The sequence below is a fragment of the Micromonospora thermarum genome (assembly GCF_012034245.1).
Classification (GTDB): Bacteria; Actinomycetota; Actinomycetes; order Mycobacteriales; family Micromonosporaceae; genus Micromonospora; species Micromonospora thermarum.
The window spans coordinates 46,302-73,220 of the sequence record NZ_JAATEO010000029.1 but is presented as its reverse complement, the minus strand read 5'-3'; the positions used below and the strand labels follow the sequence as shown (position 1 = coordinate 73,220).

General features: G+C 71.5%; 22 protein-coding genes, 1 tRNA gene and 2 pseudogenes. 7 read left to right on the top strand and 18 right to left on the bottom strand.

Features of this window, described 5'->3' with window-relative positions; genetic code table 11:
* On the bottom strand, positions 1-418 hold a 418-nt coding region (locus HCJ94_RS23390; RefSeq protein WP_205801776.1), incomplete at its 3' end, for a DUF4259 domain-containing protein.
* A gap of 213 nt (positions 419-631) precedes the next feature.
* On the opposite strand from HCJ94_RS23390, the gene HCJ94_RS23385 reads away from it, so the two are divergent.
* Both HCJ94_RS23385 and HCJ94_RS23380 read left to right on the top strand, forming a co-directional pair.
* On the top strand, positions 632-1,096 hold the full coding sequence (locus HCJ94_RS23385; RefSeq protein WP_168003190.1) for a DIP1984 family protein: 465 nt from the start codon (positions 632-634) through the stop codon (positions 1,094-1,096).
* Between the two features lie 334 nt (positions 1,097-1,430).
* A tRNA-Lys gene (locus HCJ94_RS23380) sits at positions 1,431-1,503 on the top strand.
* Positions 1,504-1,847: 344 nt separating this feature from the next.
* Here the strand turns inward: HCJ94_RS23380 and HCJ94_RS31680 are convergent.
* The 10 genes and pseudogenes from HCJ94_RS31680 to HCJ94_RS23330 form a co-directional block, all read right to left on the bottom strand.
* Positions 1,848-3,315: pseudogene (locus HCJ94_RS31680) on the bottom strand (tyrosine-type recombinase/integrase).
* Positions 3,316-3,317: 2 nt separating this feature from the next.
* A complete protein-coding gene (locus HCJ94_RS30455; protein WP_240944445.1) occupies positions 3,318-3,713 on the bottom strand; it encodes a helix-turn-helix transcriptional regulator in 396 nt (131 codons plus the stop codon).
* A gap of 3,725 nt (positions 3,714-7,438) precedes the next feature.
* Positions 7,439-7,987 carry an IS1096 element passenger TnpR family protein gene (locus HCJ94_RS23365; RefSeq protein WP_168003189.1) on the bottom strand — a complete coding sequence of 183 codons (549 nt, stop codon included), beginning with the start codon at positions 7,985-7,987 and terminating at the stop codon, positions 7,439-7,441.
* Between the two features lie 327 nt (positions 7,988-8,314).
* The gene (locus tag HCJ94_RS23360) at positions 8,315-11,119 is read right to left on the bottom strand and encodes a DUF5682 family protein (protein ID WP_168003188.1); all 2,805 of its coding nucleotides are present in this window, start codon (positions 11,117-11,119) and stop codon (positions 8,315-8,317) included.
* On the bottom strand, positions 11,116-12,228 hold the full coding sequence (locus tag HCJ94_RS23355; RefSeq protein WP_168003187.1) for an ATP-binding protein: 1,113 nt from the start codon (positions 12,226-12,228) through the stop codon (positions 11,116-11,118). The genes HCJ94_RS23360 and HCJ94_RS23355 overlap by 4 nt, the downstream gene beginning before the upstream one ends.
* Before the next feature lie 14 nt (positions 12,229-12,242).
* Positions 12,243-13,583 carry a VWA domain-containing protein gene (locus HCJ94_RS23350; RefSeq protein WP_168003186.1) on the bottom strand — a complete coding sequence of 447 codons (1,341 nt, stop codon included), beginning with the start codon at positions 13,581-13,583 and terminating at the stop codon, positions 12,243-12,245.
* Complete coding sequence (locus tag HCJ94_RS23345; protein ID WP_168003185.1) at positions 13,580-14,986, bottom strand: hypothetical protein; 1,407 nt, start codon at positions 14,984-14,986, stop codon at positions 13,580-13,582. Before HCJ94_RS23345 ends, HCJ94_RS23350 begins: the two co-directional genes overlap by 4 nt.
* Positions 14,986-15,534, bottom strand: a complete 549-nt coding sequence (locus HCJ94_RS23340) for a hypothetical protein (RefSeq protein ID WP_240944452.1) — start codon at positions 15,532-15,534, stop codon at positions 14,986-14,988. The genes HCJ94_RS23345 and HCJ94_RS23340 overlap by 1 nt, the downstream gene beginning before the upstream one ends.
* Before the next feature lie 554 nt (positions 15,535-16,088).
* Positions 16,089-16,751, bottom strand: a complete 663-nt coding sequence (locus HCJ94_RS23335) for a hypothetical protein (protein WP_168003184.1) — start codon at positions 16,749-16,751, stop codon at positions 16,089-16,091.
* Positions 16,742-16,990 (bottom strand): hypothetical protein, encoded by a 249-nt coding sequence (locus HCJ94_RS23330; protein WP_168003183.1) that lies wholly within the window; start codon positions 16,988-16,990, stop codon positions 16,742-16,744. The genes HCJ94_RS23335 and HCJ94_RS23330 overlap by 10 nt, the downstream gene beginning before the upstream one ends.
* 74 nt (positions 16,991-17,064) lie before the next feature.
* Between HCJ94_RS23330 and HCJ94_RS31550 the strand changes: the two are divergent.
* The 4 genes and pseudogenes from HCJ94_RS31550 to HCJ94_RS23310 all read left to right on the top strand — a co-directional run bounded on the left by HCJ94_RS31550 (position 17,065) and on the right by HCJ94_RS23310 (position 21,229).
* Positions 17,065-18,314: pseudogene (locus HCJ94_RS31550) on the top strand (IS701 family transposase).
* Positions 18,315-19,114: 800 nt separating this feature from the next.
* Positions 19,115-19,591 carry an anthrone oxygenase family protein gene (locus HCJ94_RS23320; protein ID WP_168003182.1) on the top strand — a complete coding sequence of 159 codons (477 nt, stop codon included), beginning with the start codon at positions 19,115-19,117 and terminating at the stop codon, positions 19,589-19,591.
* Between the two features lie 126 nt (positions 19,592-19,717).
* Entirely contained in the window at positions 19,718-20,023 is a 306-nt protein-coding gene (locus HCJ94_RS23315) for a hypothetical protein (RefSeq protein WP_168003181.1), read from the top strand.
* Positions 20,024-20,167: 144 nt separating this feature from the next.
* Positions 20,168-21,229, top strand: a complete 1,062-nt coding sequence (locus HCJ94_RS23310; RefSeq protein WP_168003180.1) for an NAD-dependent epimerase/dehydratase family protein — start codon at positions 20,168-20,170, stop codon at positions 21,227-21,229.
* A 40-nt stretch (positions 21,230-21,269) separates the two neighbouring features.
* Here HCJ94_RS23310 and HCJ94_RS23305 read toward each other — a convergent pair whose 3' ends face one another.
* The 6 genes from HCJ94_RS23305 to HCJ94_RS23280 all read right to left on the bottom strand — a co-directional run bounded on the left by HCJ94_RS23305 (position 21,270) and on the right by HCJ94_RS23280 (position 25,213).
* The gene (locus HCJ94_RS23305; protein WP_168003179.1) at positions 21,270-22,460 is read right to left on the bottom strand and encodes a GNAT family N-acetyltransferase; all 1,191 of its coding nucleotides are present in this window, start codon (positions 22,458-22,460) and stop codon (positions 21,270-21,272) included.
* Positions 22,461-22,506: 46 nt separating this feature from the next.
* Positions 22,507-23,226, bottom strand: coding sequence for a PP2C family protein-serine/threonine phosphatase (locus HCJ94_RS23300; RefSeq protein WP_168003178.1), 720 nt, complete (start codon positions 23,224-23,226; stop codon positions 22,507-22,509).
* Positions 23,227-23,303: 77 nt separating this feature from the next.
* A complete protein-coding gene (locus HCJ94_RS23295) occupies positions 23,304-23,660 on the bottom strand; it encodes a hypothetical protein (protein ID WP_168003177.1) in 357 nt (118 codons plus the stop codon).
* Between the two features lie 29 nt (positions 23,661-23,689).
* Positions 23,690-23,935, bottom strand: a complete 246-nt coding sequence (locus HCJ94_RS23290) for a hypothetical protein (protein WP_168003176.1) — start codon at positions 23,933-23,935, stop codon at positions 23,690-23,692.
* 81 nt (positions 23,936-24,016) lie between these two features.
* Positions 24,017-24,490, bottom strand: coding sequence for a large conductance mechanosensitive channel protein MscL (gene mscL, locus HCJ94_RS23285; RefSeq protein WP_168003175.1), 474 nt, complete (start codon positions 24,488-24,490; stop codon positions 24,017-24,019).
* 39 nt (positions 24,491-24,529) lie between these two features.
* Positions 24,530-25,213, bottom strand: coding sequence for a FadR/GntR family transcriptional regulator (locus HCJ94_RS23280; protein WP_168003174.1), 684 nt, complete (start codon positions 25,211-25,213; stop codon positions 24,530-24,532).
* Between the two features lie 185 nt (positions 25,214-25,398).
* Between HCJ94_RS23280 and HCJ94_RS23275 the strand changes: the two genes are divergently transcribed.
* On the top strand, positions 25,399-26,553 hold the full coding sequence (locus tag HCJ94_RS23275; RefSeq protein WP_240944451.1) for an MFS transporter: 1,155 nt from the start codon (positions 25,399-25,401) through the stop codon (positions 26,551-26,553).
* 4 nt (positions 26,554-26,557) lie between these two features.
* On the opposite strand, the gene HCJ94_RS23270 is transcribed toward HCJ94_RS23275, so the two are convergent.
* A complete protein-coding gene (locus HCJ94_RS23270; RefSeq protein WP_168003172.1) occupies positions 26,558-26,914 on the bottom strand; it encodes an STAS domain-containing protein in 357 nt (118 codons plus the stop codon).
* Between the last annotated feature and the right edge of the window lie 5 nt (positions 26,915-26,919).

Genomic DNA, 26,919 nt, shown 5'->3' with positions numbered 1-26,919 from the left:
TTAGTACTGACTGGAGGTGCGCGATCTCCTGGAGCGCCTCGTCGTAGTGGTCGCTGTCCTCCCATAGTTCGCGCCACTCGGAGTGGTCGCCGACGATTCGGGTGAGCGCACGCAGGGCGAGGTCGTCGAGGTGGTGATCGAGGCTGAGTCGTCCGCCCTCAAGGAGGAAGTCCGGCGCGTACGGGGAGTCGATCGACCGGCCGCCGGGCCGAGGGGCGGCGATCGCGGCCGCGGCGATCGCCTCGACGGCCAGGTTGCTGTCGAGGTAGCCAGGTTCGTTCAGCACCGCCGTGAGTGCCGCCTCCACCAGCGCTGGCCGCTTCTCCGGCGCGGCATGGTCGAGGTCACCGCACCAGTCCGCGGCCTCGTCGTTGTCAAAGGCCCCTGCGCCCCACGTCCCCACGTAACCTCCCGGCATCAACCGACCGCAGCCCCTACGCCCTTGCGCCGGACGCTATCGGCGGGGTCCGACGTTCTGCCTGAGGCGGATCCAGGCCGGTTGACCCCTCAAATCGGCTGCCGGACCTGACGCCCTCTCGTGCCGTCGGCGTGCCGCCGTGGTGGCGTTGAGGCGGCCCGGCGAACAAAAATGCGAGGGCGACGAGGATCTTCGGTCGCCATACTGGTCCGCATGAAGCTCGCTGAGGCTCTTGCGCTGCGCGCGGATGCGGCGCGCCGCGCCGAACAACTCCGTGCCCGCATCGCGGCCAGCGCTCGCTACCAGGAAGGTGAGACGCCTGCCGAGGACCCGGCGGCTCTGCTCACCGAGGCTGGCGACGTACTCGGTGAACTGGAGTCCCTGATCCGGCGGATCAACCGCACCAACGCCGCCACCCCGGTCGAGGGTGGCACGCTCACCGACGCGCTCGCCCGACGTGATGTTCTGCGTCTGCGGCACGGTCTGGTCACCTCCGCCGCCGACGCCGCAGCGGGAGAGGGCCAGCGCGGCTTCCGGCAGCTGCGGTCCGAGTTGAAGATGATCCCGGCGCTGCCGGTGGCCGAGCTGCGCGGGCAGGCCGACGACCTTGCCCGACAGCTTCGTGAGGTCGACACCCTTATCCAGCGTACGAACTGGGAGGTCGACCTGCTGGACTGAGAAACATGGGTGCGGAGCAGGTAGCCGACGTGGAGGCGTGCGCGAACCCGAGAGCCGGCGGGCGAAATCCGGCTCACTCCTGGCGCGCCGAGGGCAGGCGCAGGGGTTCGATTCCCCAGCACACACCGCACGCCCAGCACCAAGCACAGGTGACGGCGCACAGGGCACAGCACACCACCATGCGCAGATCCACGACGGCGAGGGCGGGACCGGGGACCTCCGTACCCAGATCAGCAGCGGCCGGCAAGCCGCTACGGCGGGGCCAAGGCCTCGCCGCCGGGCGCTCGGACGGACGTCAACCCCGAGCCGGCGTTCGGGTAGCCTGTGGCACAACGGGCCGTTAGCTCAATAGGCAGAGCTGAGGACTTTTAATCCTTAGGTTCTGGGTTCGAGTCCCAGGCGGCCCACGTTTGAACTGGGAAAATAGTCCGGCATCACTGTCTTCCCCTGCTCCTGCTGCGAGCATTTGTCGGATTTTGGGTTTTGGTCTGCGAGCACCCGCCGAGCACCCAGCTCGGGAATGACGCCAGGCGACGTGGCGCGTCGCCGCTGGTCGGGCGCAGTCCGGTGCCGTGGGGGCCACGCGTGTCACCGTGTTTCGCAGCGACGGCGTGGGCTGCGTCTGCCCCCGGCGGCCATCTGCGGCGTCCGTGTTGGCCGCGTTGGGCAGGGCGACGAGGGGCGGTTCCGGCGTGTCGAGCCCATCCGGCGTCGCGCACATCGCCAAGGCGGGTGGTGCCTCCCATGGCGTTTACGCCGCGCGTCGGCGTCGGCGGGGGACGAGTTTGGCGGCGGCTTCGGCTTTGGCGCGTTCGACGTCGAGTTCGGCGATGACCGAGGTGTAGGTGTCGGTCATGGTGATGGAGGAGTGGCCGAGCAGTTCCTGGATGTCTTTGAGGTCGGCGCCGGCTGTCTTGAGGTAGGTGGCGGCGCAGTGTCGTAGGTCGTGCAGCCGGATCGGGGGTAGTCCGGAGTCGCGGACGAGGGCTTCGAACCGGTCGGTGACGGTCTGGGGGTGCCAGGGCTGCCCGTCGGGTTGGACGAAGAAGAACCCGGTGTCGGGCCACGCGTTGCCGCAGGCCAGTTTCCATCGGTTACGGCGGGTGTGGTGGGCGCGCAGCGCCGCTTGGGTGAAGCTGTCCAGGGACACGACCCGGTTGCCGGACTCGGATTTGACCTTCTTGATCACGGGTGTGTAGCCGTGGGTGGCCATCTGTTGGGTGACGCTGATCAGGGCGTTGTCGAGGTCGACGGCGGTGTCGGTGAGTCCGACGGCCTCCCCGCGGCGTAGCCCGCGGTGGAGGATGAGCACGAACAGCGGGTAGAGGGCGATGTCGTGGTCCTCGGCGTAGTCGAGGAACTCCCCGGCCTGCTGTGGGGTCCGCACCATGACGGGGCTGGGCCGCTCGCCGGTGTCGCGCCATTTCTGTACAGCCTTGGCGGTCCACACTCTGGCTTTGGGGCGGGCGCCGGAGGGCAGTTCGACGTGGGCGGCGGGGTTGAAGTCGATGAGCCGGTTGTTGCTTCTGCGGATGGCGTCGTTGAGTGCCTTGCGCAGGGTGGCGCGGATGCGGTGCATCGTGGACGCCCCGTGGGCCGTACGCCGCGGACGTTGGCGCGGATGGCGGGTCGTCGCTTTGCCGGGCGATCTCGATGGCCGTGTTGCGGTCGGCGATGGCGGTGAACACCGCCTCGATGTGCTCCACCCGCAGTTTCACCAGGGGAATGGCGCCGAGGTGCGGGACCAGGTGGATGCGGATGTGTGACGCGTACGCGAGGGCGGTGCTGGGTTCGATGCCGCGCCGGGACGCCAGCCACTGGTGGAGGTACTCGCCGACGGTCGTCGCGGCGGTGGCGGGCAGCCCGGCCCGGACCCGGCGGGCGATGGTGTCGCGGTCCGGTAGTGGGGCGCCGGACGGGGTGGCGAGGAGCATGTCGGCGATCTCGGCGGCGACCGCCGCGTCGTCGCCGGCGAGGGCGAGCAGCGCTTTGGCGTGGTCTCGGTCGGTGGTGGCGGCGTCGCGGGAGTCGAAGGTACTGCGGCGCAGTTGCCGGCGCGGCTGGCCGGGGTGGGTGGGCAGTTCGAGTTGGTAGGCCCACCGGCCGTGGGTGGGGCTCCACGCCCCGCCCGCCCGTCGGAGTTGGGGGCAGCGGTTGCCGAGTTTGCGGCCGTCGCTGTTGCGGCAGGAGCAGCGTTTGAAGACGGATCCTTCCGCCATGGTCAGGTGTTCCCTTCGGTCGGGGTGTGCGGCAGCCGGTGGCTGCGGATTCGGTTCGGGGTGATCCACGCGTGCCTTTCGCTCACGATCAAGTCGTGCTCCGGCGGTGGGGTCGAGGGCTCGGGTTCGTCGCCGGCGGGCAGGTGCAGGGCGTGGAGGATGGCCGCGACGGGCACTCGGTAGCGGCTGCCGAAGCGCAACACCGGGACCGGGAACTGGTCGCGCTTGGCCAGGTCGTAGGCGACGGACCGGGACAGCCCGAAGATCCGGGCCGCGGTGGTCAGGTCGGTGACCGGGCCCAGGGCGCGGATCTGCTCGGCGGTCCAGGTGTCGTCTGAGCCGTCGCCGACCGGGCGGGCAGGAGGTACGTGGCCGGAGTGGTGTTCAGGGGTGGTCATCGCGAAGCGTCCTTCCGGTGGTCAAGAAGAGAAGGTGTCGCCGGGCTGGGTGTGGGCCGAGACGGTGAGGCGGCAGGCCGATCCGGCGCCGACGCCGCACGCGGAGGTCGGCCGGGGGTGTCGGCGGCGCGCCACACGGTGGCCCGGCGCCGGCGAATCGTCGGCAACCTGACCGATCAGGGGCGAGCCGACTGGTACGGGTCGGCGGGGCGGGCAGGGTCATGGCGGTGCGGTGGGTGCTCGGCTCATCTGGATTGTCGGCTCCGCGCCACGCAGGCAGTGCGCTGACACCCTTAAACCCGTGCTTGTGTGCTCTGGCGAACGCCTGCCCCACTCACACGCACTCACAGCGACTCACAGCGACTCACAGAGCTGCCTGTTCGGGCAGCGTCGCCGGGGTACGAGCCCGCGCCCGGTGCGGGACCGCTGGCGCAGCCGCCGGCCGCTGCGACAGTGACATCTGTCGATGACATGGCGGTGCGGTGTCACGGTTCGCGCCGCCCGGCGCCGTGTCCACGGACTGTCACCGCGTCACGGACATGTCGTTCGGCCCATGACCGCGACAGCCCGCCCATGACATATCGGTCGATGGACACCGTGACCCTCGGACACGTGGGCAGCGAGGGAGACACGGACATGGCCACCGGGTCGCTGACATGCCTGTCCGCGTGGCCGTGACCGGTGCCGCGCCAACACGGCCAGCGCTGGCGCGAGGGCGCCCATGTGGCCACCGCGCGTCGCCGGGTACCCGTGACACGTGTCCGCGAGAATGTCCCAGCCCTGCTCAGCGGCCCTGCCGGACACTTTGTCAACGACGTATGCCGATGACGTGGACAGCGTCTCGGACGCCGATCGGAGCGTGTTGACGAGCGCCGTGGCAGCTCGTGAGCGCGTCGCGGCCACGAGGGGCGTGGCCGCCATGGCAACCTCCGCGTACACGACGTCAATCGATGACGACATATGGACAGCGGTCGCGGTCACGCGCGTGTCCGGACACGCGGCCGGTGACCCGCCGCCCCGAGGTCGGCCCCGTGGCCATGGCCTGCGCCCGTAGGTGCGGTCACGCCGGGTCCATCGACGAGCCCCGTTGACATCGGAGATTGGCGTGACGCGCGTTTCCGGTTGTGTCCGCGACGGGAGTGCTCAGAGTTCCACAACAGGACGGAACCTGACGCAGGGCGCGCCGCTAACAGCATGCTCCGGCGAGCGCGGCGGGGTCGATGATCGAGATCCGGCGCATGCCCCGGGCAGCGCTGTCGCCTCCCGAGGTATGCCGGCCTCGGTGCCACCCGATCAGGCTGGCTGCGTGTGAGTGACCGTGAGCGGCTGTGGGCGGCTGGGTGCACGTCCTTCCGGGCTTCTCGTTCGGCGCCCTGGCGGGGAGCCGCTCGTTCTCACAGCCCTGCTCAGAGCGCCGATGAGGATCCGCCTGGCCGTTGGCCCACTCGGTCCGGCGAAGTGCTGTGAGTGGCTGTGAGTTTGGCAGGCGTTCGCCAGAGCACACGAACGACGGTTTACAGATGGGTGCACGGAAGAGGTGCGCGGTGCCGTTGACCGCCCGTGCCGGCGGCACCCGGGCCGGTGGCCGCTGCGGCTGGCACGTCGCGGACGGCAGCGCCAGGTCCCGAACCCGCGGCAGGCGGGCGTGTGCCAGGTCGAGCGCTCGGTAACCCATGCCCGGGGTCCGTGTTGGCGTCGGTGTCGGCCCCGTTGCTGGGTCGCCCGTGAACCTTGACTCCGGAACGGACCCCCGGGTGCCGCTGTCACCGCAGCACACGCTGCCGGCGGCCCAATCCGTCCAGCCGACAAAGACCCTCCGGTCTCTCCCTCACCCGGGCAGGAGAACCCAGAGCATGTCCGACAAGATGCTTCGAGTCGTGCCCGTGGCGCGCTGACACCCTCAAAACGGGCTCTGTCAGCTCTGGCGAACGCCCCCCTGATCTAACAGACGTCTAACAGTGGAGGGGCTGACCTGACAGCCCTGGTAGGAGGCCTGCCGCCTCGCGCGCCGGTCTCAGCGGTTCCACGGGCGGGCGCCGCCGAATGTCAGAGCATTTCGCGGAGGGCCTGGCGCTACTGCCGGGCACCGCGTGTGATGGCCGCCTGAATGCCGGCGGCCAGCGTCCCCCAGTTACTCGACGGGCATGTGGCGGCTGAGCTGCGCTGTCAGACCGCCGGCGGCCTTGTCGGAGAGCGGTGTCAGATCGTTGTTAGACGCCCGGGGCGCTCGCCAGAGCTGACAGGCGCCGTTTTGAGGGCGTGGAAGTCGCCACGCGGCGGCCACAAGGCCGAGCCCGGACCCGGGTCGTCTGGGCCCGGGGAGGTCGGCGTCGAGCTGGTCGATGTCCATCTACCCAAGGGCGGCGCTCTACAGCCGGAGGGCGAGGGCGCCGGAGATCATCAACGAGCGGCCATCTGGCGACTCGTTCTGGGGCTTCCGTGACCTCTTCACCTGCGGCTTCACCGCGCCTTCACCACCGCTCACGGCCAACGCAACCTCGGCAACCGTCGAATGCGGCTGTCAGCGCAGCACACCGCCGGTGACCGGCCCTCGTCACCGGCGGTGACATTTCCAGACTCCCTCCCACAGGAGGGAGTCTCCTTCCGCTTCTCCCCCAGGAAGCCGCTGACGTTCCACCGCGGCAGGATCGAGAAGGCCCCTCCTGGTGACCAATGATCAGCCTGCCGTCCCACGGACCGGCCGGATCTAACCGGCAGCAACAGGCGTGGCTGCCAAGACGACAACGACGTTCGCCAGACCCTGCGGCGAAGGTGACCAGCGCAAGCCGTTGACTTTCCGTCGCACCAGAGCGATCGTCGAAGACCACCCACTACCAGATAATCAGCAACAACTCCCCGCCCGCCCGCAGCTCGGCGTCGCCCGCGTCGCCTCGCCCACCCGCCCTCGCGGCCGGTCGGCCGGTTGCCGCCCCCGCCACCACGCTGCTCGGTCGGACCCGGAGCCCTGATCGTGGACTTGGTGATCCCAGCCGGCCACGACGACATGATGAGCAGATCGACCTCTACCGGTGCGACGGCCCGTCCCCGTGTCGAACGCCGCCGCCGGATGCGCTCCAGCGTCGACCGTGCTCGCGACGTAGACGATGCGCGGGTGGCGACGTACCCCGCCGGCCGTCCTCCGCGCGGACAGCAACGTCACGGAGCACGACGGGAACCGGATGCCTCGCAGCACCGACGGCGGCAGCGCTACCGGACGAAGTGGCGCTACGGCCGGGCGGTGAACCGCGACGAGCGAAGTGACGCCCGCGGACGGCGTCAAGATCGGTCATAGGCGCGTCGGGTTGGCCAGCACCCGGAACGACGGGTCAGCCCCGACCTACCGTCACGTCGGTACGCGGTGGCACCGCCCCACACCCCCAAACGAGGGGTTCCCGCCACGTGGCCGCCGGCCCCCGCAGTTGTCCAGTGCACCTCGAGCGGACCCGTGCCGCCATCGGCTGTGCTGCCCTGCCTCCGGCCACGTGCGCCCGTGCCCGGCTGCGGCGCGGGCAGGCAGCCTGGCGGTCCTCACCCGGTCCAGGAGAGGTGACCTGTCGCCGAGCGCCCCGGGCCGGGGCAGACGATCAGAGCCTGGCCGGCGAACAGGCTGCCCTTTGCCTCTTCCGGCCGGTCATCTCGTCGATCACTAGCCTGTGGCGTTACCTCGCCCGAGGCAGAGACGGGTCAACACGTTAGAACGATTGCCGTCCGACGACCTCGGACCGCTACTGTTCGCGTTGGCGGGGTCCCCACCACGGCAGCAGCGGCGGAAGCTCGGTAAGCGGCCGTCGCGGCCGTTCCGGCGGCGGTGTCTCGCCGTCGTCGCCGTCCCAACGCCGTCCGTACTGATCGGGCAGGTCACCCCACCCGAAGTACGGCATCGGCTCGCTGGGCAGCACGCCGAGTGTCTCCAGCGGGTCGATTCGGGACTCGGCGACGGTGCACAGGTGGGCCCAGTCGTCACCGAAGTCGAACACGTACGCGAACTGCTCGCCGCCACCCAGGCGACTGAGTTTGGTCCGGTCGCTGTCGACGCTGCCCTCGGGTGCCTCGCCGTCCCACAGCTCACGCGGCGTGACCTGGGTTTGGTCGGCCAGCGTGAACATGTGCATGTGGGCCAGGTCCCAGCGGGCGAACGCCAGGTCGATCGCGTCAGCGAGTTGGGCGAAGGTATGCGACCGACTCGCCGCGAAGACCCTGCCCGGCCGAGGCCACAGGTCGACGCCGCGACCGGAGACCAACTCGACCCGTACGGACAGCCAGGTACGCGCCACCGCTCGCCCTCCCACCGACCATCGCCGCCACCACCGCCTGAACACTACGAAACGTCACCGGCGCCGGCCACGTCCGTCTCCGGTCGGGCCTGGTTGACCGGCTGACGCCCCATCAGCGGAAGCGTGACGGTCCAGCCTCGACGGCACTGCGACACGCCGGGATAGATCAGGCTGCGGCACCCGAGCGCCACCGACGCGGGAGCGACCGGGCCGTCGTGGGCCGTCGCCAGCCTGACAAGCTCCTTTTCGGACGAGCCGTAGGTTTCCCTGACTTCCTTGACGAGGGGAAATCCGGTCCGTCGGCCTGGCCGGACGCCTCGCCGTCGCTCACGTAGGGTCCGCCGTCAGGAGGTCGATCACGGCTGCTGCGGTGTCCGGGTGCTGGGTGAGGAGCGCCGCCACCTCGGTGTGGGTGGGTTCGTCGTGCCGTCGCCACTGGCCGGGGCAGCCGAGCAGCGTGGCGACCGCGTCGACGGCCTCGGGATGGTCGGTCAGCAGGCTGACGACCGGCCCCGCCGGCACGACCGGCGGTGCCGGCGTCGGTGCGGTTGCGGCCCAGGGTGGCACCCAGGCGTCCAGCGCGGGCAGGCTGCCGGGGAAGGTGCGTGCCGCCTCGCGGACCAGCAGTGGAACCAGCTCCGGGCCGTGCTCGCGCAGCGTGGTGATGAGGGTGGGCAACCAGGGCAGCAGGATCGGGTCGGGCAGCTGGGCAAACGCGGTCGACATCAGCTCCACCACGAACGGCGCCAGCCCGGGCACCGGGTCGAGGGCCTGCACGAAGCCGGAGAGGTACTGCGGGAAGGCCGGCACCACCAGCGGGTTGGCCAGCAGACCGTGGCAGCGGGCGCGTAGCTCGGCCAGCGGCAGCAGGCCCAACTGGTGCCGGGCCGCCCAGTGCAGGGCGACCTTGGCGGGTGTCTCCGGGTGTGACTGTGCGATCGCGAGTTCGAGCTGCGTGCGGTCGCAGCCAAGGGACAGCGCCAGGCCTTCCATGCTGAACAGGAAACCGAGCATCGCGCCGACTTGCCGGACGCCGGTCTGCTCGTCGACGAAGGCGGTCGGCAGCAGGGTGCAGTAGTGCGCGTACCCGGCGGTCACGAACGCCTCGCACCAGGCCGGCAGGGCCGCCGCGGTGGTCCGGTAGTGGGCCAGCAGCCGCCGGATGCGGCGCAGCACCTCCGGGGCACCGTCGACGGTGCGTTCGGCGGCGAGCAGCTCGACCGCCCGGGCGCCGAGTTCGTCGACCAGGCGAGGGCTGTCGAGTAGCCGGATGGCGTCCTCGACGGCCGCGAGGGCGCCGGCCGCGGTGGCCTGCGGGCCGCGGACCGCCCGACGTAGCCGCTGCTCCAGCACCTGCTCCACGGTGACGCCCTCGTAGCCCAGCTCGATCAGGGCCCGCTGGTTGCGGCCGAGGGCGACGTCCCAGCTCTCCTGAACGGAGCGGTGTCCCAGCCGCCGCTCCCCCATGATCGGACGGACCGCGTCTGGTGGGAGCAGGTGCCGCAGCATCCACAGCAGGTCCGAGCAGGGCGCCAGCCGGGGGTCGGCGTGCAGGTCGAGCAGGGCCCGCTGGACAGTGCGTTTCTCCAGGTCCAGGCCGAGCGGGCGGAGGCGGTCGAGGACGTCGCGGGCCAGTGGCGGGAGTGCTTCGTAGCCGACCTGGCCGACCCGGTCGCCGCCGAGCAGGATCTCGCAGAGCCGGCGGATGTCCCGCCGGCCGGGGACGACGTCCTTCTCGATGCAGGTGACCGCGGCGTCGGCGAAGTCGTACGGGGTGGGGCGGGCCCGGTTACGCAGCCCGGCGAGGAGGATCGCGGTCTCGAAGACGGCGATCGCGTCGGCCGTGCTGGCAAGGTAGCCGTTGCGGCGGGCGAGCCGGACGATGTCGACGCACCAGCCGCGCAGCTCCGCCTCGTCGAGGCCGCCGGGCTCGGGTGGTGCGGCGAGGAACCCGGAGAGCCGGTCGGTGACGCCGGTGGTGGGTGTGACGCCGCCGCCGGCGGCCCTGCGGGAGCGGGGGCGGGTGCCGCGCTGCCCGTCGAGCCGGTACGGGGTCAGGCCGGAGCGGGTCAGCGCCTTCGTCCAGGTCGCCGCGGCGATGGAGACCGAGCCGGGGGCGAGGCCGAACTGGGCCTCGATGGCGGAGTGGCTGGACGGGATGAGCCCGTAGTGCCATCGGGTGCCGGTGCGGGGGCTGATCTCGTAGGCGGGCGCGTCGGTGGCGAGGCCGAACTGCTCGACGTGGCTGGCGGCGTGGAAGGCGCCACAGACGTAGAGGCAGTCGCTGGGATCGACGCCGGAGGTGGTGAGGTGTTCGCGCATGCGCGTCCACATGTACCGCTCGCGGTCCTCGTCGCGCTCGAAGCGTTCGGGGATGGCGGGGCGCAGCCGGCGGAACAGGCTGCCGATGAGCACCATCACCTGGCGGTAGGTGTCGTGGTCGGCGGCGGCGAGCGGCTGTTCGACGTACTGGTCCCACCACTCCGACCAGTGGCGCACCTTGCCATGGTGCAGCAGGTACGCCTCCAGTTCGGCGAAGCCGGGGCGCAGGTCGCCGATCTCCACGGCGACCGCGTTGCCGTGCAGAGCGGCGTCGTCGGCGTCCGTACCGGTCTCGGCTTCCCGGCCGTCCGGCCGGGGCCGGTCGCGGGGCAGCCACTGAAAGACGTGGTCGGTGGAGCGGTCCACCAGGACCAGCTCGACCCCGGGCGTGTCCAGGGCGTACGCGATGGCCTGGTACTCGGCGGAGGCCTCGGTGATCGGCGCGACGACGCTGAGCGGGCTCCACTCGCTCGGGTGGCCGTCCAGCTCGGAGGCGAACGCCTGCACCGCCACCGGGAGCCGGCAGTTGCGCAGCTCGCCCAGCAGCGGCTGCAGGTCCTCGCAGAGCTCCAGGTAGATCACCCGGGGCCGCTTCTCGCGCAGCCGGCGCACCATCGCCAGCGCCGAGGCTGGCGAGTGGTGGCACACCGGGAAGATCTCCAGCGGCACGGCGAGGGCCCGGTCGACGTCGTCGACCATGCCGGCGAGGATGCCGGCGAGCGCGTCGGCGGACTCGGCGAAGGCAACGGCCGCGTCGGTGAGCTGCTGGCGCAGGGCAGCGAACGGGCCTGCCGGGGCGGGGGCGGTCATGACAGGGCGGCGATCGCCTGCCGGCCGCCGTCGAGGAAGCCCTCCCAGCCGCCGCCGTCCTGCTTCGCCCGGGGTTCCACCACCCCGTGCAGGTACTTGTTGAGGATCGCCAGGTCCTCCGGGCTGCGCCGGGCCAGCGACCCCATCAGCGATCCGGCCAGGGTCTCGGCGCGCAGCGTCCGGTCGCCGAAGAACTGGCTGTGCAGGATGGCGTCCTCGAGCACGCCGATCTGCTCTGCGGTGGACAGCGCCGACTCGAGCTTCTCGTCGTCGCTGGTCGCCGCCGCGGCGGCGGTGCGCAGGTCGGCGAAGCTCTGCAGCAGGATGTCCAGCAGGGTGGGCGGCACCTCCAGCTCGATGCGGTGCCGGCGCAGCAGCTCCTCGGTGCGGAACCGTACGATCTCGGCCTCGCTGCGCTTGTTGGTCACCACCGGGATGCGGACGAAGTTGAACCGCCGCTTCAGCGCGGACGACAGGTCGTTGACGCCCCGGTCGCGGCTGTTTGCGGTGGCGATGATCGAGAAGCCGGGCTTGGCGAAGACGATGTTGTCGTGGTTCAGCTCGGGGATCGAGACGTACTTCTCCGACAGGATGGAGATGAGCGCGTCCTGCACGTCGCTGGTGGAGCGGGTCAGCTCCTCGAAGCGGCCGATGACGCCCTGCTCCATCGCGGTCATGATCGGCGACGGGATCATCGACTCGCGGGACTGCCCGCGGGCGATGACCATGGACACGTTCCACGAGTACTTGATGTGGTCCTCGGTGGTGCCCGCGGTGCCCTGCACGACGAGGGTGGAGTTGCGGCAGATCGCGGCGGCGAGCAGCTCGGCCAGCCAACTCTTGCCGGTGCCCGGGTCGCCGATGAGCAGCAGACCCCGGTCGGATGCCAGGGTCACGATGCTGCGTTCCACGAAGCTGCGGTCACCGAACCACTTCTGCGGGATCTCCCGCTGCAGACCGTCGGCCCGTTGCGAGCCGAGGATGAACAGCCGGACCATGCGCGGGCTGAGCCGCCAGGAGAACGGCTTCGGGTCGGCGTCGACCGACTCCAGGTAGTCGAGTTCGTCGGCGTACTTGACCTCGGCGGGGGCACGCAGCATCTCGGACATGACCGGTTGCACTCCTAGGTGAGGAAGCTCTTGAGCTCGAAGACGAGTTTGCGGATGTGGCCGGAGAGCACCGGCGTGCCCAGGTCCTTGAAGCGCTGCCGGAACCAGGGGTTGACGCTCTGCTGGCCGGAGCTGGTGACCGAGCCGACCGGGATGAACCGCACGCCGGAGCGGTGTACCGCCTCGAAGCCGTCGAAGACCGCCTGCGACTGGGCCTCGTAGAAGTCCGAGATCCACACCAGCACGGTGTTCCGCGGCTCGGTGATCTTCGGCCGGGCCAGGGCCAGCGCCGCCGTGCCGTCGGTGCCCCCGCCCAGCTGGGTGCGCAGCAGCACCTCGAAGGGGTCGTGCACCCACGGCGTGAGGTCCAGCGCCCGAGTGTCGTACGCGACCAGGTGCACGTCGACCTTGGGTAGCCCGGCGAAGATCGACGCCAGGATGGTGCAGTTGACCATCGCGTCGACCATCGAACCGGACTGGTCCACCACCACGATCAGCCGAGCCGGTGTGGTGCGCCGGGCGGTCTGCCGGTAGTAGAGCCGGTCGACGTAGAGCCGCTGGTCCTCCGGGCTCCAGTTGGTCAGGTTCTGCCAGATGGTGCGGTCCAGGTCGAGGTTGCGGAACACCCGCTTCGGCGGCACCGACCGGTCGATGGTCCCGACGCTGGCCTGCTCCACCTGCGTGCGCAGCACCTCGGCCACCTCGTCGACGAACCGGCGGATCAGCGCCTTGGCGTTGGCCAGGGCCACCCCGGACAGGTTCGCCTTGTCCCGCAGCAGCTGCTCGATCAGCGACATGCTCGGCGTGAGCCGGCTGGCCAGCGCCGGGTCGGCGAGCACCTCACGCAGGTGCATCCGGCGTACCAGGTCGCCCTCCAGGGCGGCGAGCGTGCCGCCCAGCCCCGTCCCGCCCTGCCGGCGCAGTTCGCCCGGCTCGACGCCGAGCGCCTGCTCGAACCAGCCGGCGTCGGACTGCCACCGGGCCAGCTGGCTGGCGCTAACCGGCCCGGTACCGCTGGCGAACACGTTGAGCAGCACCTTCGACACCAGCGCGGCGCGGCGTACCTCGGCCGGACCGGGTCGCTGTGCGGCGGTGCCGTCGGCCGCTGGCGCGCCCTCGGCTGCGGTCAGCAGGCCACGCAGGTCCTCGGCCAGGGCGGGGAAGCGCTGCACCACGGTGTCCACCGAGACCGCCGGGTCCAGAAGCGCGGACGGCAGGCCCAAATCCTCGACCACGGCCAGGCTCGCCGATTCCAGGGTGGGCTGTTCGGCCGGGTCGAAGAGCCGGGCCAGCAGCCGCCAGTAGAGGACCTGCCGCCGGTTCTCGTCGGCGCGGTCGTGACTGTGATGGGTCATCGTCGCAGCAACCGTCCCGCCCGTTCCCGCAGCACCGCCACCGGGTCGCCCACCTTCGCCTCGGCCTTGGCGACCTTCGCGTCGGTGACCCCGCACGCCCAGTCGCCGGTGTACACGGCGACGGTCCGGCGCTTGACGGTGGCCTGCACCGCCACCGGCTGCAGCAGCCACCGGCCGTCGTCCCACCGCAGCAGACCGAGACAGGCCGACGAGGCGGCGACCAGCTCCGGGGTGAGCGGACCACAGGAGGGCAGCCGGTCGACCGCCACGGCGAGCCGATGGCCGTCCAGCTCCACGGTGAGCCCGCCCTCCTGGTCGCTGACGGCGTACCCCTCGATCACAACGGGCTCGGCGATCCCGGCCGGGTGCCGGTCCAGCGGATGCGGTGCCGCCGCGCCGGCACTGGGCAGCAGGATCCGCGCCGCGGCGAACGGGTCGACTGGCTCGTCGAGCCGCGCCCGGTCATCGCGCCAGAGCAGGTCCGCGCCGCGTACCGGCACGTCGGCCACCGTCACACCGCGCCGCTGCGCCAGCGCCGCCAGCAGGACGGGATGCGCGTGCAGCAGCCGCCACAGCGCCGGACCGACGATGGTGTCCACCTTCGCGGCGCCCACTGCCGTACGGACCAGCCGGGGCGGCCCGCCGTCGACCGGTTCGAGAAGCGCGTGCACCTGGATCTGCACCGCGGTGTCGTGTTCGTGCACGTCCACCCCCAGCGGCAGCAGCCGCCCCGAAACCCGCTCCCCGGCGCCAGCCGGGTCGGCGACGGCGGCGTCCTGGGCGAGCAGCGCACCACGGGCCCACAGGTCGGCCCAGCGGCGCTCCGGCACCTGCGACATCGCGGCGACCGGCACACAGGCCCGCAGCTCGGCGGCGAGACCGTCGAGCAGCACGGCGAGGCGGCGCAACCCGGGTACGGCCAGCGCCGCCTCAACCGGCGACCCGGCCCCGGCCACCAGCTCGTGGTCGACGCCGCGCCACCCGGTCAGCGCCACCTCGTGCAACCACGCCCGCGCGCCGGCCGCGGCCGGCGACGCCTCGGCGGGAGGGGCGGGCGGGACCGGCGCCCACGGCGCGCGGCTGCGGCCCAGCGCGGCGTCGAGCTGCCCGAGCAGGGCATCGTGCACCGCCCCGAACAGCGCCGACCGTGCGCCGGCGAGCGCAGCGACATGCTCCGGCGTCACCGACCCGGCAACGATCTTGTCGATCGCCTCGGCGACCAGATCGGCCAACGGGGTGGCCGCCAGCGCGCCGGCCAGGCCGGCCAGCGCCGCCGCGTCCTCCTCACCGACGCGGGCCAGGCCGCGGGTCAGGACGGCGTCAACGCCCGCAACCAGGTCGAGGGCATCGATCAGCCCGGCCGGGTGGCCGGCCGTGAGGGCGGCGAGCTGCGTACCGAGCATCAGCGACCCGCCCCCGTCGACGCGAACCAGTGCAGCTCGGGCAGCGGCGTGGCGCTGCCCGGCACCTCCAGGTAGGACAGGTGACGCAAGAACCGGCTGAACACCACCGCCGCCGGACTCGGCTCGTGCCGCGCGTCCAGGCCGCGCAGCAACTCCGCGCCGGTTTCCACCCCATCGCCGGGCTCGACCCGCAGGTAGCGGGCAACCCGGTCGAGGCCGTACTGCAGCACCGCCTCGTCGGCCAGAGCCTCCAGGTGCTTGCATGGAGCGCCGCGCAGACCGCCGCAGGGCCGATTGTTGTTGGTGCTGCAGTGGTAGGCGTGGGTGCCGGAGGTGATCGACGAGACGTACACCCGCTCGATGTCCGACCCGCTAGACACCACGCCCTGCAGCCGCCCGTCGGCCAGCTCCACGAACGGCACCTTCACCAGCTTGCGGGGCCGGGCGGGCGGCACCACCCGCACCGCACTTCGCCGCGCCCACCCAGCGTCGTCCACGTCCGCCACCTTCCTCCCCGCCCGCCGCGCACCGACGTCGCCCACGACCATGTCGACACCGGAACCAGCCGGCGCCGCCGTGACGACAAGGATCATGGACCCTGGGTACGACAACGCCAGCGGGCGCGGACGCCCCAGGGTGGCGGCGCCGGCAGCGACCGCCGGGGGACCTTCACTGCGGCGGGCGTAAGCGGATCAACGCCAGCGTGACGACCGAGACGACGAAGCTGACCGCGACACTGAGACCGGGAAGGTGCTGCGATGGGAGTTCGGGACGGAGCCCTCGGAAGCTCAGGGCTCACAGAATGACAATTATTGATACACGACCATCGTTCATGGCATCCCTTCGAAGGAGGGACGCCATGGCTGCGCCGGTGCTCAGCGGCCTTCGCCGGGTTGAGTCCGCCTGGGGCCCTGCATCGGGCTCTCCACGATCTCTCCCATCAGGCGTGGTTGGGTGCCGACGGGTTGGCGAGCTTGCTGCCGCGATATCGGTATCGAGTGACCTGTACTGATGCGAATGTGGACAGCTCGCCCCCTCCGTCGGCCTTGTCCGCAGCCGTTCAGGCCGATGGGGTGGCAGGGGTTTCCGTCCCTGGCTTCCGTTATCGAGCCGCAACCCAGTTCTTGATCTTCTGAGTGAGGTGAGCACAGAGGCGATCCGCCGGCGGCGTGCCGGGAATAAGTTCGTCGTAGAGTTCGCTGGGGTGCTTGGCCAGCAGCGGTGTGATGCTCGTGGTTCCAGGAGCAGGGAACGCAAGGGCACACTTCGCCGCGCCCATCTCCGATGCCAATCCTAGGAACTCTCGTCCTACCCTCAGCCTCGGCGGGCCAGCGTAGTGCTTGGCTTCGATGGCGGCGACCAAACCCCGGCTGCGTGGGTGAACCGCGCCGGTGCGGCTGCGTTCTGCTTCCTCCTGGGCCAGGACGGCGACATCACACTCGTGCAGCACCCCCGACTTTCCGGCTACGTAAACGCCGAGGTGAATCTCGACAGCTTTGCCTCCTTGGAAGGTGGCCAAAATGTACGAGAAGTCACCGCTGTTGAGGTTGCCCGGCTGACGGCGGAACTTCAGCGGGGGTGCGACGGTGACGCCGTCATTGGTGATGAGGCAGGACGCCCCGGCTGCACCTGCTGCCTCCGCTGCGATGGCCAGCAGCGACGCCTCATAGAGGTCCGACTCATCGGCGGGGTTGCGATATACCTCATCGAGAGTGCCGATCGCCAACTCGATGGTCCGGATCAGCTCGTCCTTGCTTAGCGCCATGTGCCGACCTCCTGCATGACCGGTTCGAGGAGCTGCTTCACGCGGCCCCACGCCGCCTCGGCGGCGATGACCTCCTGCTCAAGGTTCAGGTGGACAGGCTCGGCCCCGGATGCTGCCTCTTCGTCGGGTTCGGCGAAGACGACGAATGGACTCTCAATGTCATGGTCGTTGATGAGGCCCAGCACCGATCTGCGTGTCGCAACCATCGTGTGCGCTACCGACAGCAGCGTTTCGGACACGAGCGCTAGTAGTGCTTTGTCACGTTTTGGTCAATAGTCGTGGTTGTTGGTGACCGTTGCTCGTTGAATCCTGTGTGGACGGTTTTGGAGTAGCCCGCCTGCGGGGTGACCTCGTCGAGTTCGCTGGGGATGTGTTCGGGTCGTTGACCCGGGTCGGGTGGCGGGATCGTGCGGTGTCGTATGTGCAGGGCCTGATGTTGGACGGGCGGCGCAAGTCGATCCAGCCGATGGCTGGCCGTCTCGAGGGTGTGCATGATCAGGCGTTGAATCACTTCGTGACGAACAGTCCGTGGGACGTCACGCCGGTGCGGCGGCGGTTGGCGCAGCGGATGGATGCGGTGATCGGGCCGGTGGCGTGGGCGGTGGACGACACGGGCTGGCTCAAGTGCGGCTCGTCGTCGCCGGGGGTGGCGCGGCAGTACACGGGCACCGCCGGGAAGGTCACGAACTGTCAGATCGGGGTGAGCGTCAACCTGGTCACCGACACCGCTTCCTGCCCGGCGGACTGGCGGCTGTTCCTGCCAGCCTCCTGGGACCCTTCCTCACCGGACGCCGGCCCGGACACGCTGCGGCGGCGGGGCCGGGCCGGGATCCCCGACGAGGTCGGGCATCGGGAGAAGTGGCGCCTGGCGTTGGACATGATCGATGAGATGACCGGGTGGGGTCTGCGGCCGCCGCTGCTGGTCGCGGATGCCGGATACGGCGACGCGGCCGAGTTTCGCCACGGCCTGGCCGAGCGTGGCCTGTCCTACGTGGTGCAGGTGTCCACGCGCGTCGGCGTGTATCCGCGCGGGGCGGCGCGCACCACCCGCCCTACCAAGGCGTGGGGAAGCATCCCGAACCGCGCTACCGGGACCCCGCTATCGCGGTGAAGGACCTCATCGTTGCCGGCGGCCCCGCCCAGGCCCAGCCGATCACCTGGCGCGACGGATCCCGCCACCGAGCCGGCAAACCGATCAAAATGCGCTCCCGGTTCGTGTTCACCCGCGTGCGACCCGCCGGGCGGACGCTGCTCGTCGCGTACCGCGGCCACGACCTGCCCGACGCATGGCTGATTGCCGAATGGCCACACGACTGCGACGAGCCCACCAAGTACTGGCTGTCGAACCTGCCTGCCAGCACCCCGAAACGCACCCTCATCCGGTGGGCAAAACTGCGCTGGCGCATCGAACACGACTACCGCGAACTCAAGACCGGCCTCGGCCTGGACCACTACGAAGGCCGCACCTGGCAAGGCTGGCACCACCACGTCACCCTCATCTCCGCCGCCCACGCCTTCTGCACCCTGCAACGCCTCAACCCTAAAACCCCAGCGCCGGCCTGAGCCTCCACGCAGTCCTCCGCGACCTGCAACACCTCCTCGTCCGCCTCGCCAGCACCTGCCCCACCTGCAAAACCCGCTTCCCCACCAGACGAAAACCCCGACACCGCATCAGATCATGACAAAGCAATACTAGTCGCTGGGTAGTGACCGCTTACATGAAGGTTCTTCGGATCAACGTAACGTCACGTTGACCGTCGCGGGCCGTGAAACCAGGAGGACGATCGCGCTCCTCTGGCGTTGCCAATTACCTCGCCGTCGGCAGTCCTCTCCGCGCGGGTGGGTCCCGCCACGCTTGTACCGGGCACTGCTGCGAGCGGTGCACGTACTCACCTGGACGACTTACCGAGTTCCCGGACCCCACTGAATCTGCGAAGGCCCAAGCCATCGGTGTCGGGTGCCGAAGCCGCTGACTCTCATATGCAACCAGCGCTGGGCGCGCATTCGGCTGCGGACAAAGTCCACAGCTCTGCCACTGAGTTAGCGGCCTGCGGGCTCGGGTTGCCGGACATCGGGCGCGAGCCGGTTTCGCCGGTCAGAGACGGGCTGGGAGGCGGCTGACACCGCTCACGTCGACGATGCGAGATCCTGGAGCCATCTCGGCCCCTGGGGGCCGTTTGCTTCAAGATCTCGGGGAGCGCCGGCGTCGATACGCTTGCGTATGGGGGCGAGCGGGGTGGCCATGGGCGTACGGCTCGTGGGGCGGTTGACTTGGTGATGACGTGAACGAGTCAGCTCCAAAGGGCGCCAGGCAACGTGCTACCGCGAGCCGCGACCACCGCACCAGGACCGGGGGTAAGCCCATGTCGATCCGTCTCGCCGCGCTCGCCGGCGCGACGTTCACCAGCGGCCTGATGGCGGGGCTGTTCTTCGCGTACGCCTGCTCGGTGATGCCGGGGCTGGCCGCGACCGACGCGCGGACCCTGGTGGGCACGATGCAGTCGATCAACCGGAAGATCCTCAACGGCTGGTTCCTGGCCGCGTTCCTCGGTGCGCCCGTGCTCACCGCGCTGGCCGTCGCGCTGCACCTCGGCGACGGCCCGGTGCTGGCCTGGAGCGTCGCCGCGCTGCTGGCGCACCTGGTGATGTTCGGCGTCACGATGCGGATCAACGTGCCGCTCAACAACCAGCTCGACGCCGCCGGGCCGGTGGACCGGATCGGCGACCTGGCGGCGGTGCGGGAGCGGTTCGAGGGGCGGTGGGTGCGGTGGAACCTGGTCCGCACGGCCGCCTCGGTGGCCGCCTTCGGCGCCCTGGTCGGCGCCGTGCTCGCCGATTGAAGATCACGCTTGAACAGTGAAGTAGTGGCATCGCCGCCGCCGTGATGCCACTACTTCCTGGATCGAGCGCGATCTTGAGAGCGCGGGACCAGGCATGGGTGGGCGGCGGCGGGGAACCGTTCCGGCATGAGGATGACCAGCACCCCGGCGGTCGCGGCGTCGAGCGAGGAGACCGGGCCCGACGGGGTACGGGAGCCGGCCGGTGAGGTGCACGCCTGGCAGCCCGGCCAGAACCAGACCGTGTGCGGGCTGCCGCTCAGCCGTACCCGGCTGCGCCGGTTCCCGCACGTGCGGTTCGAGTACACCGGCACGGACGTGCTCACCGAGGCGGATCCGGTCGGCTGGGTCTGCCCCCGCTGCCTGGCCGCCACCAGCGGGCGCCGACAGCGGGACCAGAGGCGCGCCTGGGTCCGCCACGCTCCTCGCCCGTGAACCCACCGCCGCCGGTCCCGCGACGGCCGGTCCCGCGACCGGCCGGCCTTGCGACCGGCCGGCCCTTCGACGGCCCGCGGGACGGACCGGCCGCCGGCCACCGCCGGGACGGTTGGGGTGCGGCTGGCCGGGTACGGGTCGGACATGCGGATCGTCGTGGTGGGGGCGAGTGGCAACGCCGGGACCGCCCTGTTGCGCCGGCTGCGCCGGGAACGCGGACTGGACCTGGCCGGGGTGGCGCGACGCCTGCCCGGCCCGGACGCCGGCGAGCCGTACGACCAGGTGGAGTGGCACTCCTGCGACATCGGCGCGCCGGGCGCGGCCGAGCAGCTCGTCGAGGTGTTCGCGGGTGCCGGGGCGGTGGTGCACCTGGCCTGGCAGATCCAGCCCAGCCACGACCAGCGGGTGCTGCACCGCACCAACGTCGGCGGCAGCCGCGCGGTGATCGGCGCGGTGGCCCGGGCCGGCGTGCCCGCCCTCGTGTACGCGTCGTCGGTCGGCACGTACGCGCCCGGACCGAAGGACCACCCGGTGAGCGAGCGCTGGCCGGCGACCGGGGTGCCCGGGTCGTCGTACAGCCGGGACAAGGCGGAGGTCGAGGCGCTGCTGGACGGGCTGGAGCGGGAGCACCCCGAGCTGCGGGTCGTCCGCCTGCGGCCGGGGCTGACCTTCCAGCGGGCGGCGGCCACCGAGATCGCCCGGTACTTCCTCGGCCCGTTCGTGCCGGTGCGGCTCCTGAAGTTCGGCCGGCTGCCGCTGGTGCCGACGAACCGGCGGCTACGGATGCAGGCGGTGCACGCCGACGATCTGGCGGACGCGTACGCCCGGGCGGTCCTGGGTGACGCGCGCGGCGCGTTCAACGTCGCCGCGGATCCGGTGCTGACGCCCGAGCTGGTGGCCCGGCACTTCCACGGCTGGACGGTGCCGGTGGCCGGGCCGGTGCTGCGTGCCGCCGCCGCGCTCACCTGGCACGCCCGCCTGCAACCCATCGACGCCGGCTGGGTCGAACTGGCCCTGAACGCGCCGCTGATGTCCAGCGAGCGCGCCGAGACCGAGCTGGGCTGGACTCCCAGGCACGACGCCCTCAGTGCGCTGAAGGAACTCTTCGCCGGCATGGCGGACGGCGCCCACACCCGTACCCCACCGATGGCGCGTGCCGTCAACGCCCCGCGCCACCCCGTCCCCGGCCACGGCAATCCCTACTGACGTCGTCAGCTCCGGCGGCCACCGGTTGACGGCCCCCGGCTCAGAAGTCGGCGAAGAGGTACGGATGCCGGCGCGGGAACAGGCGGCGCAGCTCCGCCCCGGCCTCGGCGGGCACGTCGCCCAGCCCGCGCAGGTGCACCTCCACCGGGTCCAGCACCCCGTACGCCAGCGCGGAGAGCCCGGCCGCGGTCAGCGTCGCCGACGGGGCGTTGCCGGCGTCGCCGCGGACGAGCTCCAGCGCGCCGGTCGTGCCGTCGAGCAGGTACGCACCGGTCAGCCAACGGTCCCCGGTCAGCTCCACCCGCACCCGGCCCGGACCGGCGGGAAGCCCGGCGAGCGCGTCCACCGCCAGCAGCCGGGCCATCGGCGCGGAGGAGCCCGGCCGGGCCACCCGGGTCTCGACGTGCACCTCGAGGTCGGTGAGCCACAGTTCGGGTGTCTCGGTGACGGGGACGTCGAACCGGACCGTCGCCACCTGGTCGACGTGCCGGGCGAAGAACTGCAACAGCAGCGCCCGGGCGTACGGGTCGGTGGCGAGCAGGTCGTCGGCGGCCAGCGTGCCCCCGTGGTCGTCGATCCGGTAGGTGACCGCCCCGGCCACGGTGCCGCCGACCCGTGCGGTCACCAGCCACCGCTCGTCCCGGTCGCGCAGCGCGACCGCCCGGTAGTCGGGGAAGAGCGCGAAGCCGTGCCGCTCGCGCAGGCAGCGCTCGGTGAAGCCACGCCAGGCCGGATAGCCCGCGCCGATCCGCTCCCACGCCACCTCACCGGGGAGTTCGGTGCGCAGCAGCGGGGCCAGGTCGGCCACCGGCAGCGTGACCGTACGCGGCATCGGCAGCCCCACGTAGCCGAAGCGTTCGTAGAACGACGGCCGGAACGGCCAGAGCGCCGTCAGCCGGTGCCCCTCGTCGCGCATCTCGTCCAGGAGTTGGTGCAGCAGGGTGCGCACGTGCCCCTGCCGGCGGGCGAGCGGGTGGGTGACCACCCCGGCGACACCGGCCATGGGCAGCACGCGACCGCGCAGGTTCTGCCGCATCGGGATGGCCGAGACCGCCGCGCGGGTCTCGCCCGCCTCCTCGACGACCAGCGTCCGGTTGCCCTGGTTGTACGGCAGGTACTCGCGGAACTCCTCGGCCCGCCCCGCGCTCTGCGGGGAGGCCTCGAAGGCGTACGCCTGGAGGGGGAAGCTCGCGGTGAGTCGCTCCTCTGCGGAGAGCCGGCGCACGGTCATCCGACCATCCCAACCCGGCGGGCCAGCCGCCGCAACCGCATTGGGCTCAGGCAGCGGTGACGTCGGAGACCACGACGGTGACGTTGTCCGGCGCGCCGGACTGGTGGGCCAGCTTCACGAGCTGCTCCCCGCAGAGCTGGCGGTCGCCGTAGCCGGCCAGTGCCGTGGCGATCGCGTCGTGCTCGACGTAGTCGGAGAGCCCGTCGCTGCACAGCAGCAGCCGGTCGCCGGGCACGACGGTGAGCGCCCCGATCGCCGGCGGGGTGTCCGAGCCCTGCACCGCGCGGGTCACCAGCGACCGCTGGGGGTGGTGGCGGGCCTGCTCGGGGGTGAGCGCACCCTGGTCGACCAGCGCCTGCACGAACGTGTCGTCCCGGGTGAGCTGGGTCAGCTCCCCCTCCCGCAGCAGGTAGCAGCGGGAGTCGCCGACCTGGGCGAGCACGAGCGTGTCGCCGGCCAGCAGCGCGGCGGTCAGCGTCGTGCCCATGCCCTCCCGGGCGGGATCGACGGTGATGGCCGCGTGGATGCGCTGGTTGGCGGTGCTGACCACGGCGCGCAGCGCGTCGGCGGCCTCATCGGGGGTGGTCGGCGGGGTCAGCTCGTCCAGGATGCGGATGACGATCTCGCTCGCCACCTCGCCCGCCGGCAGGCCGCCCATCCCGTCCGCGACCGCGACGAGGCGCTCGCCCGCGAGGGCGGAGTCCTCGTTGTTGGTCCGGACCAGGCCGATGTCGTTGAGGATGGCCGAGCGGAGGATCAGCGTCATGGGATCAAGCTTGCCAAGAACACCCTCCGTTCGTCTCTACGCACCGGTGGGTGGATTGTGAAACTTGCTGGCGCCTTTCACTCCTCGGCCGGCAGATCCGCCAGCGGGACGTCGAGGCGGACCGCGTCGGTGACGGTGGCGATCTGGTCCGCGAGCACGTAGACCGCGCCGGTGCGGACCCGGTCGGTGGAGACCTTCAGGTAGCCCGTGTGCAGCAGCCGGGCCGCCAGGTCGGCCGGGACGTCCGGCTCCTCCACCGCCGTCGACTCGATCAGCTCGTCCAGACTGCTGCCCGGGTCGGCGGTCGGCGCCTGCACGGTCACCGCGTTCGGGTCACCGCGCTGGACCAGGTCCACGGTGCCGATCTCGGTGCCGGCGGCGTCGACCACCCGCATGCCGGTGGTGACCCGGGAGAGGACCTGCTGCTGGCTCATACAGGCGCGGTTCCCGGCCGGTCTGCGCGCTAAACGCGGCCCCAGCCGCCCGGCGGGCGGGGCGACAGCTCGCGCCAGGTGTCGGTGCCGTGGAGCAGCGCCCGGACCGTCTCCTCGGCCTCCTCGGGGCTGTCGTACTCGTAGAACTTGGAAACACCCTCGGAGCCGCCGGCGCGCTGCTCGACGTACCACCGGTCGGCGTCGACCCGGAGGAAGACGTCCCGCCGGGCCAGGCGGCCCCATTTCCCGTTCCACCAGTGCTTCCGCTGCTCCATGGCGGGGACTCTATCGAACAGACGTACGAAAATGTGCGGCCCCCGCGGGATTCCCGCGAGGGCCGTTGTGCGTCTGCCCGTTCAGTGCTTGGTGGGCGGTTCCTCCCGCCGGCCGAGCACGTCGTCGAGTGCGCCGCGCTGCTGGGCGGGGGTGGTCCGGCCGGCCGCGACCAGAGCGTCGCGGATCTCGGTGAGCAGCTTGATCTCCTCGCTGGGCGCCTTCGGCGGCGGCTCCTCGCCACGCCGCCGGCGCTCGGCGAGCCGGTTCATCGGGTAGACGACGAGGAAGTACAGCGCCATCGCGGTGAGCAGGAAGGTGATCAGCGCGTTGACGAACGCCACCCAGTCGAACGGAATGCCCCGGAACTTGGGCGTCGAGCCGCTGAGGCCGTCCTCGCTGCCGGTGAGCAGCGCGATGAAGACGCGCACCAGCGGTTCCAGGAACGACTTGGTGAGCTGGGTGACCACGCCGGTGAACGCGGCGCCGATGACGATGCCGACCGCGAGGTCGACGACGTTCCCGCGCATGATGAAGTCTTTGAAGCCCTTGAGCATCCGTACTCCCGAGGTGTCCGGTTTTCCGTCCGGCACAACCTATGCCCGGGACGGGCGTTCCAGAAAAGCGCCGGCTTCGATCGCCGCCCGCTCCGGATCGCCGGCCCGGATGGCGTCCACCAGCCGGGAGTGGTCGACGTAGCGCTCCGGCTCCAGCTCGTGGCCCATCGACTGGGTCAGGGTGCTGCGCAGGGCCGCGCCGACCGAGGCGTAGAGCTCGGCGAGCATGCCGTTGTGCGCGGCGGCGACGACCGCGGTGTGCAGCGCGGCGTCGGCCTCCACGAACTCGTCGACCCGGCCGCCGTGCCAGGCCGCCTCGCGGGCGGCGAGCGCGCCGTCGAGCGCCGCCAGGTCCTCCGGGGTACGCCGCAGCGCGGCCAGCCGCGCCGCCTCCACCTCGAAGGCACGCCGCACCTCGACGACCTCCGCCATCCGGTCGTCGGTGAGCCGACGGGCCACCACCGGGGCCAGCTCGTCGGTCGACACCACGTACGTCCCCGAGCCCTGCCGGCACTCCAGCACCCCCGCGTGCACCAGGGCGCGGACGGCCTCGCGGACGGTGTTGCGCCCCACGCCGAGGGCCGCCACCAGTTGCGGCTCGGTCGGGATGCGGCCGCCCACCGGCCACTCACCGCCGAGGATCCGCTCCCGGAGCTGGGCGATCGTCTCCTGCACGCGCCGGCCGCGCGGCGGCACGGCGACGGAATCAGCCACGGGTGGCACTGGTTACAACCCCTGCCGGAAATTCATCCCATGATTGTAGGTTCGAACGTATGACCCCGCCACCACCGCCCACCGCCACGGCCGTGCCGCCGGCCACCGTCGCCCCGTCGGCCGTCGACCGGGGCGTCGACCGGCCGGCTCCCGCGCGGCACCCGGCGACCGGGGGCGCCCTTGTGCTGGCCGGGATGCTGCTGGTCGCGCTCAACCTGCGGGCCGCCGTCACCAGCCTCGGCGCGCTGCTCGACGAGGTGCGGACCGGGCTCGGGCTCTCCGGGGCGATGGCCGGCCTCGTCACCACGCTGCCCACGATCGCGTTCGCCGGGCTGGGTGCCCTCACCCCGTGGCTGGTCCGCCGCGTCGCCCCGGCCCGGGTGCTGGTGGTCGCCATGGCCGCGCTCGCCGCCGGCCAGGTGCTGCGCGCGGTCACCGGCTCGGCGCTGGTCTTCGTGCTCACCAGCGCGCTCGCGCTGGCCGGGATCGCGGTGGCGAACATCCTGCTGCCGATGCTGGTCAAGCAGCACTTCCCGCACCGCACCGGGCTGGTCACCGGGGCGTACACGATGGCCCTGACCACCGGCACGACGGTGGCCGCCGCCTCCGCGGTGCCGATCGCACACGCCTTCGGCTCCTGGCGGGTCGGGCTCGGCGTCTGGGCCGGGCTGGCCGCGGTGGCCGTACTCCCGTGGGTGCCGCTGGCGCTACGGGCCCGCGCCGCCGCGCGGCGGGCGACCCCGACGGCGGACGCCGCCCCCCGGCTCCGGATCCGGCCGGCCCGGACCCGGCTGGGCTGGGCGATGGCGGTGTACTTCGGCGCGCAGTCGCTGAGCGGGTACGCGATCATGGGCTGGCTGGCGCAGCTGTTCCGGGACGCCGGTTACCGGCCGGAGGCCGCGGGCCTGCTGCTGGCCGGCGTGACCGCCCTGGGCGTGCCGATCGCGCTGCTCATGCCGGCGCTGGCCGGGCGGATGCGGACGCTGCGGCCGCTGGTGCTGTCGTTGACGGCCGCGTCGACGCTCGCCTACCTGGGGCTGGCGCTGTCCCCGCACGACGGCGCGTTGCTCTGGGTGACCCTGCTGGCACTCGGCCAGGGGGCCTTCCCGCTGATCCTGACGACCATCGGGCTGCGGGCGCGCACCGCCGAGGGGACGGTGGCGCTGTCGGCCTTCGCGCAGAGCACCGGCTACGTCATCGCGGCGCTCGGGCCGCTGCTGGTCGGCGTCCTCTACGAGGCCACCGGTGGCTGGACCGCGCCGATCGGTTTCCTGCTGGCGGCCCTGACGGTGCAGACCGGCGCGGGCCTGGCCATCGCCCGTCCCCGGTACGTCGAGGACGAGACCTGACGGGTCAGGAGGAGGCGGGAGTGGGGTCGCCCGCGACGGCCTGCTCGACCGTCGGGTACGTCTGCAGCACCTCGACGAGCCCGCTGACCTCCAGGATGCGCAGCACGCCCCGCTGCGGGGCGGCCAGCCGGACGACGCCGCCGGCCTCGTCGCAGCTGTTCTTGGCGCGGACGAAGACGGACAGCCCGGTGGAGTCGCAGAACGAGACCTCCGCCAGGTCGAAGACCAGCCGGCTGCGGCCCTTGTCCAGCAGGTCGGTGATCTGGTCCTGCAACTGCGGTGCGGTCGCCATGTCCAGCTCGCCCGCGACCGACACGACGACGACGTCGCCGCGCTGTTCCGTGTGCACCGTCAAGGACATTCGCC

Excerpts from the sequence above, each read along its gene's own strand:
- HCJ94_RS23385 (WP_168003190.1), top strand. The coding sequence starts at position 632 with ATGAAGCTCGCTGAGGCTCTTGCGCTGCGCGCGGATGCGGCGCGCCGC.
- HCJ94_RS30455 (WP_240944445.1), bottom strand. The coding sequence starts at position 3,713 with ATGACCACCCCTGAACACCACTCCGGCCACGTACCTCCTGCCCGCCCG.
- HCJ94_RS23360 (WP_168003188.1), bottom strand. The coding sequence starts at position 11,119 with ATGACCGCCCCCGCCCCGGCAGGCCCGTTCGCTGCCCTGCGCCAGCAG.
- HCJ94_RS23355 (WP_168003187.1), bottom strand. The coding sequence starts at position 12,228 with ATGTCCGAGATGCTGCGTGCCCCCGCCGAGGTCAAGTACGCCGACGAA.
- HCJ94_RS23350 (WP_168003186.1), bottom strand. The coding sequence starts at position 13,583 with ATGACCCATCACAGTCACGACCGCGCCGACGAGAACCGGCGGCAGGTC.
- HCJ94_RS23345 (WP_168003185.1), bottom strand. The coding sequence starts at position 14,986 with ATGCTCGGTACGCAGCTCGCCGCCCTCACGGCCGGCCACCCGGCCGGG.
- HCJ94_RS23340 (WP_240944452.1), bottom strand. The coding sequence starts at position 15,534 with ATGGTCGTGGGCGACGTCGGTGCGCGGCGGGCGGGGAGGAAGGTGGCG.
- HCJ94_RS23335 (WP_168003184.1), bottom strand. The coding sequence starts at position 16,751 with ATGGCGCTAAGCAAGGACGAGCTGATCCGGACCATCGAGTTGGCGATC.
- HCJ94_RS23320 (WP_168003182.1), top strand. The coding sequence starts at position 19,115 with ATGTCGATCCGTCTCGCCGCGCTCGCCGGCGCGACGTTCACCAGCGGC.
- HCJ94_RS23315 (WP_168003181.1), top strand. The coding sequence starts at position 19,718 with ATGAGGATGACCAGCACCCCGGCGGTCGCGGCGTCGAGCGAGGAGACC.
- HCJ94_RS23310 (WP_168003180.1), top strand. The coding sequence starts at position 20,168 with ATGCGGATCGTCGTGGTGGGGGCGAGTGGCAACGCCGGGACCGCCCTG.
- HCJ94_RS23305 (WP_168003179.1), bottom strand. The coding sequence starts at position 22,460 with ATGACCGTGCGCCGGCTCTCCGCAGAGGAGCGACTCACCGCGAGCTTC.
- HCJ94_RS23300 (WP_168003178.1), bottom strand. The coding sequence starts at position 23,226 with ATGACGCTGATCCTCCGCTCGGCCATCCTCAACGACATCGGCCTGGTC.
- HCJ94_RS23295 (WP_168003177.1), bottom strand. The coding sequence starts at position 23,660 with ATGAGCCAGCAGCAGGTCCTCTCCCGGGTCACCACCGGCATGCGGGTG.
- HCJ94_RS23290 (WP_168003176.1), bottom strand. The coding sequence starts at position 23,935 with ATGGAGCAGCGGAAGCACTGGTGGAACGGGAAATGGGGCCGCCTGGCC.
- mscL (WP_168003175.1), bottom strand. The coding sequence starts at position 24,490 with ATGCTCAAGGGCTTCAAAGACTTCATCATGCGCGGGAACGTCGTCGAC.
- HCJ94_RS23275 (WP_240944451.1), top strand. The coding sequence starts at position 25,399 with ATGCTGCTGGTCGCGCTCAACCTGCGGGCCGCCGTCACCAGCCTCGGC.
- HCJ94_RS23270 (WP_168003172.1), bottom strand. The coding sequence starts at position 26,914 with ATGTCCTTGACGGTGCACACGGAACAGCGCGGCGACGTCGTCGTCGTG.